This window comes from Streptomyces sp. NBC_01481 (genome assembly GCF_026339995.1).
Classification (GTDB): Bacteria; Actinomycetota; Actinomycetes; order Streptomycetales; family Streptomycetaceae; genus Streptomyces.
Window position 1 is genome coordinate 459255 of record NZ_JAPEPT010000004.1, and the last position, 16737, is coordinate 475991.

Genomic DNA, 16737 nt, shown 5'->3' on the forward strand with positions numbered 1-16737 from the left:
CGGGTGGGGTGAGGGCGGGGTCACCGGGATGTGTGTCCGGCGATCCGGTTGACGGCATCGGACCAGTCGACCGGCAGGTCACCGCGGGGCAAGGTCCAGCTGATGATGACCGGATCACGAAGCCGTGCGTGGAAGTCCCGCATGATCCGTTCGTGCGGCTGGGCTCCCACGAATGCGTCCAGCGCTTCCTGGTCGCGCCAGGCGGATAGCGTCCAGAAAGTCTTCACAAACGGCTCGCCCCTCAATGACATGCCAAGACACCCGTCGGCCGCGAGGACCTGCCGCCGAATGGACTGAGCGGCCGCGAAGAAGCGGGGAATGTCCCAGGCCCTGCGCAGGACCAGGCGGGATCCGAGGACCAGCACCTCGTCGGGTAGCGGACCCGCACTTCTGGAGGCGGCCGCCGTGGCGGTCCAGGGGAGCGTAGGCATCCCGGTTCCTCCTCGGAATCGGTTGTCCGGCCGATCGGATCGCGGGCCGTTCCAGCGTGACCCGTCGCAGCCCCCACCGCCTGGCGTGTGAGCCGAACCGGTGGCACGCGCGCGCCCGTGCGCTGCGTACCGGGGGAGCCGACCCGGCGCGCCTTGCCCTAGCCTGTCGCCCATGAACACACCGGGGGACCTGGTCGACGGGCGGTTCGAGCTGATCGAGCGGCTCGGGAGCGGGGGCATGGGCACGGTGTGGCGGGCGCGCGACACGGTGCTTCAGCGCGAAGTCGCCCTCAAGGCAGTCCGGTCCGATGTGGGTGTTTCCGAGGCGGTCGGCGAGCGAGTGCTGCGTGAGGCGCGGGCGCTGGCGCGACTCAGTCACCCCCACGTGGTGACGATCCATCAAATAGTGGCGATGGATCCCCACCCGTGGATCGTGATGGAGCTGGTGCCCGGTGTCTCGCTCCACGACAGGCTCGACCGCGGCTCCCTGACCCCAAAGGAAGCCGCGCGCATCGGGCGTCAGGTGCTCTCTGCCCTGCGGGCCGCGCATGCGGCGGGCATCCAGCACCGGGACGTCAAACCCGCCAATGTCCTGCTGCGTCCCGACGGAAGTGCCGTGCTCACCGACTTCGGGATCGCCGCACTCCAGGGTTCGACGTCGCTGACGGTCACCGGCGAACTCGTCGGCTCGCCCGAATACATCGCCCCGGAGAGAGTCCGCGGCCGCGACGACGACCCGGCGTCCGACCTCTGGTCCCTGGGGCTCGTGCTGTACGTAGCAGTCGAGGGCGTCAGCCCGCTGCGCCGGACAACGGCGCTGACGACCCTGGCCGCGGTGCTCGACGATCCGGTGCCGCCGCCGACGCGTTCCGGGCCGCTCGCGCCCGTGCTTCAGGCACTGCTCGTACGGGACCCGGCGGCGCGCCCCGACGCGGCACGGCTGGACACGATGCTGGCTCAGGTGGAGTCGGGTGCCGCGCCGCACTGGGCGCAGCCGACGATGACCACCGCGCTGCCGCCGATGCCAGGCGGGCCCGTGCCGCCCGTACCGACTCAGCTGGACAGCCCGCGGCCGACCGTTCCGCAACAGCCTCAGCCACTGCCCACCCAGGACCGGCCGCGGAGCCGTACACCGATCCTCGTCGCCGTGATCGCCGCGGCGCTGGCGGTCACCGCGGCGACCGCGCTCGTCCTCACACTGGGCGATCGGGGGGACAACAAGGCGGGCGGCAGCCAGGGTTCGTCCGCGAGTACGTCGTCGTCGGCCGCGACGGCATCGGCCCCGGGCCCCACGCCGAAGCCGACGCCCACACCGACTCCGACGGTTACCCCGACGGAGTCGGTCACCCCGATCACTCCGCCCCCATCAGCAGGCGGCTGGATCGCCCAGCTCTTCTCCGAGCCGGTCGGCTCCGGCACCGCCGCCCGAGACCTGCGGCTCGCCAAGGTCCGGCAGTCCGTGCCCGAGGCGGCCTTCCTCCGCAGCGACGACTACGCGTCGCTGCGCCCGGGCTACTGGGTGATCTACGCCCCGGGCCCCTTCGCCGACGGCCGTGCCGCGCTGACCTTCTGCGCCGAACGAGGCAGGACCTCGGCGAACACGTGCATCGGCCGCTATCTGAGTACGAGTTCGGCCGACGCCGGGCTGCTGTGCCGCCCACCGGCGACCAGCCCGGGCGGCCGCTGCACGCGCTCATAGCCGCGGCGAACGGCTCCAGCGATCCGCTCCAGCGAATTGCTCGTAGCTGGCGCGCGTGGCCTCGCCGGGTACTCCCATAGGCCAGGAACCCCCATCGCTTGAACGGGCGGATCAGCCGACCGTCTCGATCGCGGAACACCAGGCTACTCACGCACCGGCATCACAAGGCTCGTAGCATTCAGGGCATGACAAGCGCTGTGCTGACTCCGTGGTGGCGACACCGGCGACCCGCAACGACCGTTGCCGACGACGACCTCGGGTCCGCGGACCCCACCCCGATCCTCGACTGGCGTCACCCCCAAGTGCAGCACCTGCTCGCAGCCGCCCGGGAAACCACGCAGCCCGGGGAGCGCGCACTGCTCCAGGCCGCGCACCACCTCATCAGTGAGACCGTCCGGCCGGTGTACGCGCTCAACGACACACAGCCCGTCTCCCGCACACTGGCGCGAGGCGTCGGTTCCTGCAGCCAGCGGCTGGCCGTGCTCGAAGCGGTCGCCCGCGCGGGCGGCAGCTCCACCCGTGTGCGTGGCCTTCTGGTGGACGGTTCGTTCTGGTACTCGCGCTTCCCACGGCTCCGCCGCCTGGTGCCCGACACGGTCCTCCTCGCCTGGCCGGAGTTCCGTATCGGGCAGACCTGGCTGAACGTTTCCGAGCTGTACGCGCCGCTCGACGCGCTGAGCGCGGCCAATCCCCGGGGATTCACCAACACCGGATCGCAGACGCTCTTCGAGGCCCTGGCCTCCACCGCCGTGGACTGGGACGGCTCGACCTGCGGTTCGGACAGCTGCTCGTCCTTCGACCTGTCGGCGCTGGTGCGCGAGGACCTCGGGCGCTTCTCCTCGCGCGACGAACTCTTCGCCGCGCACGGCCAGACCCTGTGCCCGCCGGCCAGGATCATCGGCGGTGCGCTGCTGGGCCGTCGCGCGGCGGGTGCTGCTGATGCCCCGTCGTAAGGTGACCAGGTGACGACGAAGACCGGGACGAGCGGCGGGCGGCTGCTGTACGGGTGCATGGGGCTCGGAGGCAGCTGGGACACGGAGCCTTACGGCGCGCGGGACATCGCGGACGCCGAGGCGGCGATCGAGGCGGCACTGGACAGTGGGATCACCACGTTCGACCACGCCGACATCTACCGGCACGGGAAGGCCGAGGCCGTCTTCGGTGAGGTTCTCGCCCGTACCCCGGGGCTGCGTGAGCGCATCGTCGTCCAGACCAAATGCGGCATCCGTCTCGCGGACGATGAGCGGCCCGGCATCTACGACCTGAGTGGGCCGACCATCGCCCGGCGGGTCGAGGAGAGCCTGGCCCGGTTGCGGACCGATGTCATCGATGTGCTGCTCCTGCACCGCCCGGATCCCCTGGCAGACCCGGACGACATCGCCGAGGCGCTGACGTCGCTGCACCGGCAGGGTCTTGTGCGACGGTTCGGTGTGTCGAACATGGGCGCCGTGCAGATGGCTCCCCTTCAGGCACGTCTCGATGTCCCGCTGGTCGCCAACCAGCTGGAGATGAGCCTGCAGCGGCGGGACTGGCTCGAAGCCGGTGTCCTCGTGAACACCCCGCAGGCAGCCGCCAACGGCTTCCCGTTCGGGACGGTCGAGTTCTGCCGGGCGAGCGGTATTGCGCTGCAGGCGTGGGGGGCACTCGCTCAGGGTCGTTTCACGGGCCGCCAGGAAACGCCGGGCGAGGTCGCGACCGCGCAGCTCATCTCGGCACTGGCCGACAAGAAGGGCACGACGCCGGAGACGATTCTGCTGTGGTGGCTGCAGCGGCATCCGGCCGCAATCGTGCCGGTGGTCGGCAGCGCGCGTCCTGAACGTATCCGCGCCTGCCGTGACGCGGCGCAGCGGGAACCGGACCTCAGCCGCGAGGAATGGTACGAACTCTGGCTCACCGCCCGCGGCGCGCCTCTTCCCTGACGGCGCCACACTTCCTACGCACCGACGGAGCTCATGTCCCGTACCCGGGCCGCGGGGCGGCGGGCCTGCACGAGGCGGAAGCGGCCGGTGATGAACGACGGGTCCGCAAGCGCGGTTTGAGCACCCGCGGGCGTGCCCGCCTCGCAGAAGTCGCCGTACACCGCCGACTGGTCCACGAAGGCATTCCCGGCGAGGTTCTCCGACAGCTGCACCCCGGCGTCGAGGGCTGCCGCCTCGGCCGCCCCCAGGACCAGCGGGTCCGTCGAGTGGACGGAGAAGTACTGGCCGCCGTGGCCGCGCACGGTGCGGCGGAAGATGTCCAGGCTCTGCGAGGTCGATTCGGTGGCGATCACGAAGGAGACGGGACCGGCCCACTCGCGTGAGTACACCCTCTCGTCGTGTGCCTCCAGCCGGACGATCAGTGGTGTACGGATGTCCGCCGCCGGATGGTCGGGGTGGCCGACCGGCAGGGATGCGTGCACCACCACGCCGCATCCGGCCGCGTGGGCGAGGGAGCTGCGGATACGGTCGCTGCCGATCGCCCCGAGAATCCCCGCCGCACGCCGCGGTTCCGCCAAAAGGCGCTTCACGGCGCGGCTCAGGTCGACGCTGAACCGCCCTATGGGCTTGTGGCCTTCGTTGGTCGTGATCCCGCGGGACGGCACCAGGATGTTCTGCGGCGCTGTGCAGGTCTGGCCGCTGCACAGCGACAGGGACAGCGCCAGCTCGCGCAGCATGGTGCGGTATTCGTCGGTGGAGTCCACCAGCACGGTGTTGGCCCCGATCGATGTGGCGAACACGTCGGCCTGGCGGGCGTTGCGTCGCAGCCAGTCGCCGAAGCGGGCCGAGCCGGTGAAGTCGATGAGCCGGACCGCGGGGTCGGTGGCGAGCCGGGACGCCAGTTTCTCGCCGGGCTCTTCCGCCGCCAGTGTCACCACGTTGGGATCGTGCCCCGCATTCGCCAGGACGTCCCTGGCGACCTGGACGGTCAGCGCGAGCGGGAGGACCGCCCGGGGGTGCGGCTTGACGATCACCGGATTTCCGGTCACCAGGCTGGCGAAGAGGCCCGGATAGCCGTTCCAGGTGGGGAAGTCGGGGCAGCCGATGAGCAGTGAGACGCCGCGCGGTACCACGGTGCAGGTGCCGTCCATCCGCACCGGGTCGCCCAGCTTGCCGGGCCGCTGCCAGGACAGCTCGGCGGGATTGCGTACAGACTCGGCCAGCGCACGGGCCACGGCCTCAAGTCCCCGGTCCTGCGCCTGCGGACCGCCCGAGCGGTGGGCCGTGGTGTACGCCTGCCCCGTGGTGTGGTGCAGCGCGTGCGCGATCTCATGGCTGCGGTCGTGGAGCCGGCAGAGCATCTCCACGGCGAGCGAGGCCCGGCGCCGCGGTCCTGCCGCACGCCAGCCCGCCGTCGCCCGCACCGCCGCCTCCACCAACTCGCTTGGTTCGGAACGGAGATAGCGCACGCCCAGGCTGAGGCCGTACGGAGAGCACTCGGTCCCGACCCGTTCACGGGCGCCGGGCTGCCCCAGGCCGAAGTCCTTCCCGAGCATCGACCGGAACACCGCTCCGCCGCTGTGCGCCGCCCCTCTGCGACGGTCGACGGCACCGGCCGGCCCCTCGGTGAACGGAGCGAAACCCGCACCGCTCACCACAGCCTTGACGGCCTGCTCCAGCAGGTTGCTCTCGTCGAAGGAGCCGGTACGCATCAGTGGTCAGCCTTTCCGCGGATCCGCGTGCTCCGCGGCCGCTCGGGAGGACCGGTCGCGCCAGCGCGCGTACTCCGCTTCCGGCTCGCCCGTGTACGACCACGGCACCCGGGTGGCCCGTCCCTTGAGGAGGTCGAAGACCGTCGCGGCCTCGACGAGAAGTCCTGCATGGGCGAGACCGTGAGCGAGATGGTTGAGGTCGGCGACGTCCTGTGCCGCCTCGACGGGGGACCGGACCGCTATCCAGCGTTCCATGGTCTCCATGAGGTCCCAGCGCTCCCCGGCCCAGTAGCCGACCATCGCGTGCGGGCTGACGCCTTCGTTCTCGGTGCGGTGACGGAACTCCTCCGCGCGGGCGACCTGCGGCATGACAAGCAGCGGGGAGCCGGCCGGGGCGTAGACCGCGCAGTCGCGGGCGAAGGCGTAGGCCTGGCCGTGGGAGCCGTGCCAGCGAGCCGTCATGTAGCGCAGAGCCTGATGGTGCGCCTCGCGGTGGTACGGATCGCGGGCCAGCAGTTCCGGCCACCACCGGTTCATCGCCTGGGCGCCGTTCTCGTACAGCCTGCCCAGGGTGATCAGCGACACCCAGGGATGGGGGTCCTGGGGGAAGGCATCGGCGGCGTTGAGACAGATGTGGGCCGTGCGGTCCAGGATGTCCGGGCCCGGGATGGTGCTCGTACGGGCGGCTGCGAAATGCCGCATCACCTCGGTGTCGGCCCGCAGTACGAGGGCGTCCGCGCTGTGCGGCTGCGCGGTCTGCCAGGCTTCGACGATCCGCTTGTCGGCGGCGGTGTGGGCGAGCAGCCGGATGCGGTGACTGCGGCGGTCCCAGTCCCTGTGGGGACTGGTTGCCAGCAGTTCGTGTGCGCCTTCCCAGCGGCCCATGACCATGTCCTCGCACGCGGCGGACAGGGCCTTGTCGCCGAAGGTCTGGTCGTAATGCGGTGCCGCGGAGCGTCTTCGGTTCCAGGCCAGGGCCATGGCAGGCGTCCTTTGATCAGAAGGCGGAACAGGTGTCAGAAGTCGGTGAGGAGTTCGTCCTGACTCCTGGCCAGGTTGACGGCCTGGGTCTCGCCGGAGTCCGCGCCCCCGAAGGAGTCGTCCATGACGCGCGCCCGGTCGGCGTCGAGACGCCCGCGCTCGAAGTACGGCCGCTGCCTCAGCCACGCGGCGAGCATCGGTACGAGCCCCAGGGCGAGCGTGCCGAATCCGATGACCAGCGCTGGGGTGCTCAGGGAGGCCACGGACTCGATCATGATCCAGAGCATGAACAGCGCGCCGGCCAGCGGCCACAGTCCCATGAGGAGGAAGTTGGACACGGAGGCCCGCAGCAGTTTGCGGTGGACGACGACGGCGCCCAGTCCGGCGAGGCTGTAGTAGAAGGTGACGAGGAGACAGACTCCGCTCACGGCGTCCGAGAGCATCGACTCGCCCGGCTCGAGCCGCACGGCCTCGACGATGGCGAGCGTGCCCGATGCCACGGCGATGACGACGGTGGCCAGCCACGGCGTGTGCCGCTTGGCGTGGATCCGGCCGAGGACGGGGGGAAGCGTCCTGTCCCGGCCCATGGCGAACAGGGTGCGGCCGGCCTGGATGAGGGCGGTCTCCAGCATGGCGACCGTCGACAGGAGCAGCGCGAGCACCAGCAGGGTGCCGCCCACACCCGGCCAGACCCGCTGGCCGAGCTCGATCAGAATGCCCTCCGGGCTGTGCGACACGGCGTCCGGCGTCATGAGGACATTGACCGCCACGGCGACCAGCGCGAAGAGCAGGAACGCCAGGACCACACCGATGACTCCGCCGAACCCCGATCCGCGTGAGCCGCGCCGGGTTTCCTCGCCGAGATTGCTGGTCACGTCCCAGCCCCAGAACGCGAACGTGGCGATCAGCGCGCCCGTCACGAAGGACTCCTGCCCCTCGAAGTGGCTGAAGCCGAACCAGGAAAAGGAGAACTCCGTCCCGCCGCCGTCGGACAGCAGCGCGGCCAGCGCGAAGCCGATCAGCAGGACCACCTGCACGGCCGTGATGACGGTCAGCGCGCGGGCTCCGATCCGGGCTCCGAACGCCACCACCCCTGCCATCAGGAGGAACCAGCCCGAGCCGACGAGCGCGGCCAGGACCGGATCACCGACCAGGCTCGGCGCTACGAGTGACAACGTCGCATTGCCGGCGGGCACCGTGCTGGACGCCATGAAGACGGTGCAGGCGACCACGAGCGACCAGCCGCACAGGAACCCGAGGAAGGGGTGCAGCGACCGGGCGACCCAGCTGTACGCGGCTCCCGCATTGGGGTCCACACGGCCGAGTTGCCGGTAGGCCAGGGCTATGCCGATCACGGGTATCGCGCAGTAGAGCAGCGCGGCAGGGCTCGCCACACCGACGGCGGCGATCAGCGCGGGAATCGTTCCGGCGACCGTGTACGCCGGACCGCATCCCGCGACGGCCATGACCACCATGTCCCACGTGCTGAGGGCGTCCGCCCGCAGACCGCCTCCGGTGCCGGATCTCATGCTCAACGGACGTGCCTTTCAAGAGAAACAACCACGGCGCAGCCCACGGCGCCCCCGGGGGAGAGCAGACCCGTCAGGGGCTGACGAAGGGGTCAGGGTGTGTCGATTCAACGACGCAGGGGCCCACGGGCACCCAGAATGTGCGGTTGACCGGCGTGGACTCGGCAGATCCTGCCGAAATGAATGTGAATTTGCAAGACTTCGAGCAGGGGAATATCCACATTCATGCGACATGGCCGCACCGAGGTCAGTGGACGGGGTGCGCCTCCTCCGCTCCCGGGCGCTCGAACTGGGTGCGGTACAGCTCCTCGTAGCGTCCGCCGGCGGCCATGAGTTCATCGTGGGTTCCGCGCTGGACTATCCGGCCCTCCTCGACGACCAGGATCAGGTCGGCGGCCTGCACGGTCGAGAGCCGGTGGGCGATCACCACCGCGGTACGGCCCTCCAGTGCCTCGCCCAGTGCTTCCTGCACGGCCGCCTCGGAGGTGGAGTCGAGGTGGGCCGTCGCCTCGTCGAGGATGACGACCCGCTGGCGGGCGAGCAGCAGCCGGGCGATGGTCAGCCGTTGCCGCTCGCCGCCGGAGAGCCGGTAGCCGCGCTCGCCGACGACGGTGTCCAGGCCGTCGGGGAGCGAGGCCACGAGGTCGGCCAGCCGGGAGCGGCGCAGAGCGTCCCAGATGTCGTCCTCGGTGGCGTCGGGCCGGGCGAGGAGCAGGTTGGCGCGGACGGATTCGTGGAAGAGATGGCCGTCCTGGGTGACCATGCCGATCGTCTCGCGGATCGAGTCCGAGGTCAGGTCGCGAACGTCGATGCCGTTCAGCCGTACAAAACCGGCATCGGCGTCGTACAGCCTCGGCATGAGCTGCGCGATCGTGGACTTGCCCGCGCCGGACGAGCCGACCAGCGCGACCATCCGGCCGGGTTCGGCGCGGAAGGAGATGTCGCGCAGAACCTCCGTGCCGCCGCGGGAGTCGAGCGTGGCGACCTCTTCGAGGGAGGCGAGGGAGACCTTGTCGGCGGAGGGGTAGCCGAAGCGGACCCCGTCGAACTCCACGGACACGGGCCCGTCCGGCACCCGGCGGGCGTCCGGCTTCTCGGCGATCAGCGGCTTGAGGTCGAGGATCTCGAAGACCCGCTCGAAGCTGACCAGGGCGCTCATCACCTCGACGCGTGCGCCGGCCAGTGCGGTCAGCGGGGCGTAGAGGCGGGCGAGGAGCAGGGCGAGGGCGACGACAGCGCCCGGGTCCAGGCTGCCGCGCAGCGCGTAGTAGCCGCCGAGTCCGTAGACCAGGGCGAGGGCCAGGGCGGACACGAGGGTCAGGGCGGTGATGAAGACCGACTGGGACATGGCGGTACGGATGCCGATGTCGCGCACCCGGCGGGCGCGGGCGGCGAATTCGGCGGACTCGTCGGCGGGGCGTCCGAAGAGTTTGACGAGGGTCGCGCCGGGGGCGGAGAACCGCTCGGTCATCTGGGTGCCCATGGCCGCGTTGTGGTTGGCGGCCTCGCGCTGCAACTTGGCCATGCGGGAGCCCATCCGGCGGGCGGGGACGACGAACACCGGCAGCAGGAGCAGGGCGAGCAGGGTGATCTGCCAGGAGATGCTGAGCATGACGGCCAGCGTCAGCAGCAGGGTGACGAGGTTGGACACGACGCCGGACAGGGTGTTGCTGAAGGCTCGTTGGGCCCCTATGACGTCGTTGTTGAGCCGGCTGACGAGGGCGCCGGTGCGGGTCCGGGTGAAGAAGGCGACCGGCATCCGCTGGACATGGTCGAAGACCGCTGTGCGGAGATCGAGGATCAGCCCCTCGCCGAGGGTGGCCGACAGCCAGCGGGTGAGCAGACCGAGCGCGGCCTCCGCGATGGCGATGACAGCGATCAGCAGCGCGAGCCGGGTGACCGTGCCGGTGTCCTGGCCCTTGACGATCGCGTCGACGACGCGGCCGGCGAGGACGGGTGTGGCCACGGCGAGCAGCGCGGTGACCACGCTGAGCAGCAGAAAGCGGTAGAGCTGCCGGCGGTGCGGGCGGGCGAAGGAGGCGATGCGTCGCAAGGTGGCCCGGGAGAAGGGCCGTCGCTCCTGTTGGGCGTTCATCGCACTGTGGAGCGATGTCCATGCGGTGACTTCCATGTCCATGCGGTCTCTCCGGATTCTGGTGGGCCGACGCGGTACCCGTCGGCCGGCGTGGCCCGGGGCGCACCCAGAACGCTATGACCTGAACCAAACTTGAGGTCAATGGATTCCTCGGAACGGCCGTGGCCCTGACCGGGCAATCACCCGCTGCGGCGTCGTTGGTCCGGTGGTCGCGGAACATTGCCGGCCGTCGTCCGATGCTAGAAATGGGGCATGAAGGGACATTCCCTGCGATCCCGGCTCTCATCGAGCCGTACCTTCGTCGGTCGGCTGCTTCGCGGCCGGGGCGGACGTCCCGTTTCGGGAGGCGAGCGGAGCGCAGGAGCCCGCAGAGCGCCCTCCGCGCCTTCCCGACTGGGTCCGCACAGTGCGGCCGGTCAGGTGCTCCTCCTGCAGATCGTGGTCGCGGTACTGCTGATCGCCGGGGCCGTGGTGGCGCTCGTCTTCCAGGCCCGGTTCGACAGCGAGCGGGACGCCGAGAACCGCTCCCTCGCCGCCGCGGAGTCCTTCGCGGACGCTCCGGGCACCGCAGCGGCGCTGATTATCCCCATTCGGGCCGACGTGCTGCAGTCCCACGCGGAGGAGGCCCGGCGGGGATCAGGAGTGGACTTCATCGCCGTGATGAGCAGGGACGGTATGCGCTGGGCCGACACCGATCCGAGCCTGATCGGCCGGCGTGCCGAGGGCATCGAGCGCGCGGCGGCCGGAGAAGCCTTCACGGAGATCTTCGAGGGAGACCCGAACGACGCGGCCCGGGCCGTCGTCCCTGTCATCAACGCGCAGGGCTCCGTCGTCGGTCTGGTGGCCGCCGGCGTCCGGATCGAACACATCGGGAGCGCGGTGGACCGGCAGCTGCCGTGGCTCTTCGGCTGCGCCGGCGCCGCGCTTGCCCTGGCCACAGTGAGCTCCGCGCTGGTGAGCAGGCGGCTGCGACGCCAGACGCACGGTCTTGGCCCCACCGAGATGACCCGGATGTACGAGCACCACGACGCGGTTCTGCACGCCGTGCGGGAAGGCGTGCTCATCATCGGGGGCGACGGCCGGCTGATGCTGGCCAACGACGAGGCGCGCAGGCTCCTCGAGCTGCCGCCGGGCGCGGAGGGGCGCCACGTCGCCGATCTCGGCCTCGATGCCGACACCGCGGAGCTGCTTGCCTCGAGTCGTGCCGTGACCGACGAGGTGCACCTGGCCGGGGACCGCCTGCTCGCCGTCAACACGAGGCCCACGGACGCGTACGGCGGTAGCTCCGGCAAGGTCGCGACGCTGCGGGACACGACCGAGCTGCGCGCACTGTCCGGCGTGGCCGAGGTGGCCCGGGAGCGCCTGAAGATCCTTTACGAGGCCGGGGTACGGATCGGCACCACGCTGGACGTGACGCGGACCGCCAAGGAGTTGTCGGAGGTGGCGGTCCCGCGGTTCGCGGACTTCGTCACGGTCGAGCTGCTGGACCCAGTGGTGCGCGGCGACGAGCCCTCGGGTGCGGACAGGGAAATGCGCCGTACGGCAGTGAGCGGCATCCGCGGCGATCACCCGTTCCAGCCGGTGGGCGACGTGGTCCGGTTCGTCGTCCCCAGCACGCCGATGGCGGTGGCGCTGGCCAGCGGCCATGCGGTGCTCGAGGCCGATCTGACCGTCGCCCACGGCTGGCGCGCCCAGGACCCCGCGGGAGCGGACCGGGCCCTCGCATACGGCGTCCACTCGCTGGTCGCCGTGCCATTGCAGGCGCGTGGCGTCGTCCTGGGCATGGCCAACTTCTGGCGCGCGGAGCGTCCCGAACGCTTCGAGGAGGAGGATCTGTCCTTCGCCGAGGAACTGGCCGCCCGCGCCGCCGTGGCCATCGACAACGCTCGCCGGTTCACCCGCGAACACGCCATGGCGGTAACCCTCCAGCGCAGCCTGCTGCCTCGCGTCCTGCCAGAGCAGAACGCCCTGGATGTCGCCTACCGCTATCTGCCCGCGCAGGCGGCCGGGGTGGGTGGCGACTGGTTCGACGTCATCCCGCTGCCCGGAGCCCGGGTCGCCCTGGTCGTCGGCGACGTCGTGGGCCACGGCCTGCACGCCGCGGCCACCATGGGCCGTCTGCGCACAGCGGTCCACAACTTCTCCGCCCTCGACCTGCCACCGGACGAGATCCTGGGGCACATCGACGAACTGGTCTCCCATATCGACCAGGAAGAGGGGGCCGGCGGCGAGGGCATCACAGGAGCCACGTGCCTGTACGCCATCTACGATCCGGTTTCCGGCATGTGCAGCATGGCAAGGGCGGGGCACTTCGCCCCCGCGCTGGTCCGCCCGGACGGCACGGTGGACTTTCCCGAGGTGCCCGTCAGCCCACCGCTGGGCCTGGGCGGACTGCCCATCGAGACCGCCGCACTGCAACTGGCGGAGGGCAGCAGGCTCATTCTCTACACCGACGGGCTCATCGAACACCGCGGCCGCGACATCGAAACCGGACTGCGCCTGCTGGGCGCCACCTTGGCCGAGGACGCGAACCGTACGCCGGAGGAGACGTGCCGAGCCGTGTTCAGCGCCATGGAGTCCTCGCACCGCAGGGACGACATCGCGCTGCTCGTGGCCAGGACCCGCCTGCTGGACTCCGCCAAGGTCGCCGAGTGGGACGTCCCCTTCGACCCGGCGGCCGTCGCTCCCGTCCGCGCCGCGTGCGGCCATCAGCTGGAGACATGGGGCCTGGGGGATATCGGCTTCACCACTGAGCTGATGCTGAGTGAGCTGATCACCAACGCGATCCGCTACGGATCCGAGCCTATCCATGTGAGATTGCTGCACGAACGCCGTCTGATCTGCGAGGTGTCCGACGGCAGCAGCACATCCCCCCACCTGCGCCGCGCGGCCACGACGGACGAGGGTGGGCGTGGTTTGTTCCTTGTCTCCCAGTTCGCCTCGCGGTGGGGCACCAGGTACACGCCCACCGGGAAGGTCATGTGGACCGAACAGTCCCTGGCCGACGGCCGGCAGCCGGCGGCGGGGCTGCTGCTGGACGATGTGCCCTGGTGACGAATCGGCGCCGCCGTCACCGGACCACCAGCCGCCGGCGCGCTGTTAGTTCCCGTCGGTGGCGCAGAGTTCCTTGTCGATCAGCGCGTTCTGTGCCAGTTCCGTGGAGAGGTCACTCGCCCCGTCGCCCGTTGCCTCCAGGACGACGGCCCGTCGGCCGTCGGCGCTCACCCCGTCCCGGGTGGTGTAGCCGGCCAGGTCGCCGGCGTGGCTGTAGTAGACCCCGCCGCACGACAGCGGGATCCGCATCAGGCCCAGGCCGTAACTCGCGCCGGGCCAGACGGGGTCCAGTTCCGGCGCCCGTACGGTCGTCTTCATCTCGGCCATCTCGGCCGGGTGCAGCAGTCGGCCGCCCAGGAGCGCCGAGAAGAAGCGGGTCACGTCTCCGGTCGTGCTGATCATGGCACCCGCCGCGCCGGCCGCGGTCGGGTTGAAGTCGGTGACGTCGATCGTCGGGCCGGAGTTGCCGAAGTTCGAGTAGCCGTGCAGGTGGCGGCCGGGAATGCGGGGATACGTGTTCGGGGCGAAGGTGTTGCGCAGGCCGAGCGGCCGGATGATGCGCCGCGTCACCTCCTGCTGCCAACTGTTGTCGGTGATCTTCTCGATGATCATTCCGGCGAGGATGTAGCCGGTGTTCGAGTACGCCCACTTGGCGCCGGGCTCGAAGTCCGGCGCGTGCTTCATCGCGATGGCGACGAGCTGGGACGGTGTCCAGGTGGTGTAGCGGTCGGCCTGGAAGCCGTCCACGCTGTTGATCTCGGGGAAGTCCGCGGTGTAGTTGAACAGCCCGCTGGTGTGGTTCAGCAGCTGTCGTACGGTGATCTTGCTGCCGTCGTTGCCGTTGCCCTTCACCACGCCCGGCAGCAGGTCTTCGACGGTGTCGTCCAGCGACAGCCGCCCCTCGCCGGCGAGTTGCAGCACCGTGGTGGCGACGAACGTCTTGGTGGTGCTGGCGATCCGGAACCGGTCACCGGCGCGCACCGCTTCCCCCGTGGCGGTGTCGGCCACCCCGGCGGTGGCGTACCGCTTGCCGCCCGGGCCCGTCGACTGGGCCAGGACCCCGACGGTGCCGGTCTTCTGGATCGCGTTCACGCTGTCCTGAAGCCTGTTCTGGGGCCCGTCGTGCGTCGGCCCGGCGGCGCTCGCGGCGGGTGCCGCGAGGCCCAGGCCGAGTGCGGCCAGCGCGGCCACCAGCGTCGTGTTCGTGAGATGGCGGTTCATCATGAGCTGTTGTCTCCTTGGGAGTTGGTGTCGCAGCGCGGCGAGCGGTGCGATCACCAACGTAGAAAGAAGAAGGCCGGACCACGATCAAGCCAGCTGGCCACTGGGCGGTACAGCCTGCTGTACCGCCTCGGTCGTGCTCACGGGTCGGCTCACGTCAGTCGGCGGAGATCCTCCAGATAGCGCAGGACGGCGGCGACCCGGCGGTCCACCTGGTCGGTGGGGGACAGGTCGAGCTTGGCGAAGATGCTGCGGATGTGCTTGTGGACGGCGCCCTCGGTCACGACGAGCCGTTCGGCGATGGCGGTGTTGCCCAACCCCTCGGCCATCAGGGCGAGTACGTCCCGCTCGCGGGGGCTGAGCCGGTCGAGCCGGGTGTCCTGGCGGGAGCGGGTGAAGAGCTGCGCGACGACCTCGGGGTCGATGGCAGTGCCCCCGGCCGCCACCCGCCGCAGCGCGTCCAGGAACTCCTCCACCCGTCCGACGCGCTCCTTGAGCAGATAGCCGAGGCCGCCCACACCGCCGGTGAGCAGCTCGGTGGCGAAAGTCTGCTCGACATACGCGGACAGCACGAGGACCGCCAGATCGGGCCGCCGGCGCCGGGCCTCGACCGCAGCGACGATCCCTTCGTCGGTGTGGGTCGGCGGCATCCGTACGTCGAGGATGGCGACGTCCGGTTTGTGTGCGTCGATGGCGTCCAGCGCCTCGTGGGGGGTGCCCGCGGTGGCCACCACGTCGAGGGACTCGGCGCGCAGCAGGAGCGCGAGTCCCTCGCGCAGCAACGGGTCGTCCTCGGCAATCACGATCCGCATGGAAGATCCACCTTCAGGGTTGTCGGGCCGCCGGGCGGGCTGGCCAGGGAGAGGTTGCCGTCGTGGGCCGCGATCCGGCGGCGGATGCCGGTGAGTCCGGAGCCGCCGTCCTCGTCCGCGCCGCCCCGGCCGTCGTCCTCGACGCACAGGTGGAGACGGCCGCCGCGGCTGCGCGCCGTGACGGTGGCGTGTTCGGCGCCGCTGTGTTTGGCGATGTTGGTCAGGGCCTCGGCCACGATGAAGTAGGCGGTCGCCTCGACGGAGGCGGCGCACCGCTCGGGGACCTCCACGTCGATCCGGCAGGCCACCGCGCAGTTCGCGGCAAGACCGGCGAGCGCGCCGGCGAGCCCGCGGTCGGCCAGCACCGGCGGAAGGATGCCGCGCGCGACCGTACGCAGCTCGGCGAGCGCCTGCTCGGCGGCGGACTGGGCGCGTTCGAGGAGTTCGTCGGCGCCGGCCGGGTCGCGGGCCACCATGCGGCGGGCTGCGCCGAGCAGGACGGTGACGGAGACGATCCGGTTCTGGGTGCCGTCGTGCAGGGAGCGCTCGATGCGGCGCAGTTCGGTGGCGTGGGCGTCCAGGGCCGCGGCGCGCGTGGCGGTGAGCTCGGCGATGCGCAGGGACAGGTCCGTGTCGGGGCCGGCCGCGAGGAGCCGCCGTCCCGGCCGGGCCTGCAGCCGGGCCATGCCGGGCGTGAGCCCCAGGATGATGGCGATCCAGCCCACGCCCAGCATGGCCACGGCGAGGGCGTCCGGCCAGGAGTGCGCGTTGCCGAGCCCCATGGACGTGGCCGTCGTGTCCTTGGGCATGAGCTTCCAGTACAGCGGAAAGAGGCTGTCGCGCGCGGCGGAGATCGGCAGCAGGACGCCGAGGAACCCCAGGAGGAACCCCAGGGTGGCGTGCCGGACCAGCCAGCGCAGCTCCCGTCGGGTGGTGGGGTCGAGGAGGGCGAGCCGCAGTTGCGTCGGCGGAGCTCCCGGGGCGAGGACCTCGGGCCCCCAGCGGCCGAGCCGCCGGCGCTCCCGGCCGGCCAGGGTGTGCAGCGCGCCCAGTGCGGCGGGCGCCATGAGCAGCCCCACCCCGACCAGGCTCGCCGCGGCGGTGACGGCCAGCCAGAGCAGCACGAACAGGGCCGGCAGGGCCGTACTGAGCCCGGAGGCGAGCTGGCCGATCCCGGCGCCCGCGGCACTCGTGGTCCGTACGACGGTGTCCTTGAGACCCTCTCGGCGGTCACCGGCCGTCGCGTCCTGCTGGATCGCCATCCGCCGTCCTTCCGTCTGCTTC

12 protein-coding genes are annotated in these 16737 nt (G+C 70.9%); 4 read left to right on the forward strand and 8 right to left on the reverse strand.

Features of this window, described 5'->3' with window-relative positions; genetic code table 11:
• Positions 1–20: 20 nt before the first annotated feature.
• Entirely contained in the window at positions 21–431 is a 411-nt protein-coding gene (locus OOK40_RS23810) for a putative quinol monooxygenase (protein WP_266485487.1), read from the reverse strand.
• A 172-nt stretch (positions 432–603) separates the two neighbouring features.
• On the opposite strand from OOK40_RS23810, the gene OOK40_RS23815 reads away from it, so the two are divergent.
• The 3 genes from OOK40_RS23815 to OOK40_RS23825 all read left to right on the forward strand — a co-directional run bounded on the left by OOK40_RS23815 (position 604) and on the right by OOK40_RS23825 (position 4049).
• Entirely contained in the window at positions 604–2130 is a 1527-nt protein-coding gene (locus OOK40_RS23815) for a serine/threonine-protein kinase (protein WP_266485489.1), read from the forward strand.
• A 185-nt stretch (positions 2131–2315) separates the two neighbouring features.
• Positions 2316–3083: a transglutaminase domain-containing protein gene (locus tag OOK40_RS23820; RefSeq protein WP_266485492.1), complete on the forward strand. Its 768-nt coding sequence runs from the start codon at positions 2316–2318 to the stop codon at positions 3081–3083.
• Positions 3084–3092: 9 nt separating this feature from the next.
• Positions 3093–4049, forward strand: a complete 957-nt coding sequence (locus tag OOK40_RS23825) for an aldo/keto reductase family oxidoreductase (protein ID WP_266485493.1) — start codon at positions 3093–3095, stop codon at positions 4047–4049.
• A gap of 14 nt (positions 4050–4063) precedes the next feature.
• Here OOK40_RS23825 and paaN read toward each other — a convergent pair whose 3' ends face one another.
• From paaN to OOK40_RS23845, 4 genes are all read right to left on the reverse strand, one after another.
• Positions 4064–5761, reverse strand: coding sequence for a phenylacetic acid degradation protein PaaN (paaN, locus tag OOK40_RS23830; RefSeq protein ID WP_266485496.1), 1698 nt, complete (start codon positions 5759–5761; stop codon positions 4064–4066).
• 6 nt (positions 5762–5767) lie between these two features.
• Positions 5768–6742 carry a hypothetical protein gene (locus OOK40_RS23835; protein ID WP_266485498.1) on the reverse strand — a complete coding sequence of 325 codons (975 nt, stop codon included), beginning with the start codon at positions 6740–6742 and terminating at the stop codon, positions 5768–5770.
• Between the two features lie 35 nt (positions 6743–6777).
• Complete coding sequence (locus tag OOK40_RS23840; RefSeq protein ID WP_266486572.1) at positions 6778–8271, reverse strand: APC family permease; 1494 nt, start codon at positions 8269–8271, stop codon at positions 6778–6780.
• 247 nt (positions 8272–8518) lie between these two features.
• The gene (locus OOK40_RS23845) at positions 8519–10408 is read right to left on the reverse strand and encodes an ABC transporter ATP-binding protein (RefSeq protein WP_266485500.1); all 1890 of its coding nucleotides are present in this window, start codon (positions 10406–10408) and stop codon (positions 8519–8521) included.
• A gap of 378 nt (positions 10409–10786) precedes the next feature.
• On the opposite strand from OOK40_RS23845, the gene OOK40_RS23850 reads away from it, so the two are divergent.
• Complete coding sequence (locus tag OOK40_RS23850) at positions 10787–13420, forward strand: SpoIIE family protein phosphatase/ATP-binding protein (RefSeq protein WP_266485502.1); 2634 nt, start codon at positions 10787–10789, stop codon at positions 13418–13420.
• Positions 13421–13465: 45 nt separating this feature from the next.
• On the opposite strand, the gene OOK40_RS23855 is transcribed toward OOK40_RS23850, so the two are convergent.
• The 3 genes from OOK40_RS23855 to OOK40_RS23865 all read right to left on the reverse strand — a co-directional run bounded on the left by OOK40_RS23855 (position 13466) and on the right by OOK40_RS23865 (position 16715).
• Positions 13466–14644 (reverse strand): serine hydrolase, encoded by a 1179-nt coding sequence (locus OOK40_RS23855; protein WP_266485504.1) that lies wholly within the window; start codon positions 14642–14644, stop codon positions 13466–13468.
• Positions 14645–14793: 149 nt separating this feature from the next.
• Positions 14794–15453, reverse strand: a complete 660-nt coding sequence (locus tag OOK40_RS23860) for a response regulator transcription factor (RefSeq protein ID WP_266485506.1) — start codon at positions 15451–15453, stop codon at positions 14794–14796.
• A complete protein-coding gene (locus OOK40_RS23865; protein WP_266485509.1) occupies positions 15441–16715 on the reverse strand; it encodes a sensor histidine kinase in 1275 nt (424 codons plus the stop codon). Before OOK40_RS23865 ends, OOK40_RS23860 begins: the two co-directional genes overlap by 13 nt.
• Positions 16716–16737 lie beyond the last annotated feature (22 nt).

Excerpts from the sequence above, each read along its gene's own strand:
- OOK40_RS23855 (WP_266485504.1), bottom strand. The coding sequence starts at position 14,644 with ATGATGAACCGCCATCTCACGAACACGACGCTGGTGGCCGCGCTGGCC.
- OOK40_RS23865 (WP_266485509.1), bottom strand. The coding sequence starts at position 16,715 with ATGGCGATCCAGCAGGACGCGACGGCCGGTGACCGCCGAGAGGGTCTC.
- OOK40_RS23820 (WP_266485492.1), top strand. The coding sequence starts at position 2,316 with ATGACAAGCGCTGTGCTGACTCCGTGGTGGCGACACCGGCGACCCGCA.
- OOK40_RS23845 (WP_266485500.1), bottom strand. The coding sequence starts at position 10,408 with ATGGACATGGAAGTCACCGCATGGACATCGCTCCACAGTGCGATGAAC.
- paaN (WP_266485496.1), bottom strand. The coding sequence starts at position 5,761 with ATGCGTACCGGCTCCTTCGACGAGAGCAACCTGCTGGAGCAGGCCGTC.
- OOK40_RS23840 (WP_266486572.1), bottom strand. The coding sequence starts at position 8,271 with ATGAGATCCGGCACCGGAGGCGGTCTGCGGGCGGACGCCCTCAGCACG.
- OOK40_RS23860 (WP_266485506.1), bottom strand. The coding sequence starts at position 15,453 with ATGCGGATCGTGATTGCCGAGGACGACCCGTTGCTGCGCGAGGGACTC.
- OOK40_RS23815 (WP_266485489.1), top strand. The coding sequence starts at position 604 with ATGAACACACCGGGGGACCTGGTCGACGGGCGGTTCGAGCTGATCGAG.
- OOK40_RS23835 (WP_266485498.1), bottom strand. The coding sequence starts at position 6,742 with ATGGCCCTGGCCTGGAACCGAAGACGCTCCGCGGCACCGCATTACGAC.
- OOK40_RS23810 (WP_266485487.1), bottom strand. The coding sequence starts at position 431 with ATGCCTACGCTCCCCTGGACCGCCACGGCGGCCGCCTCCAGAAGTGCG.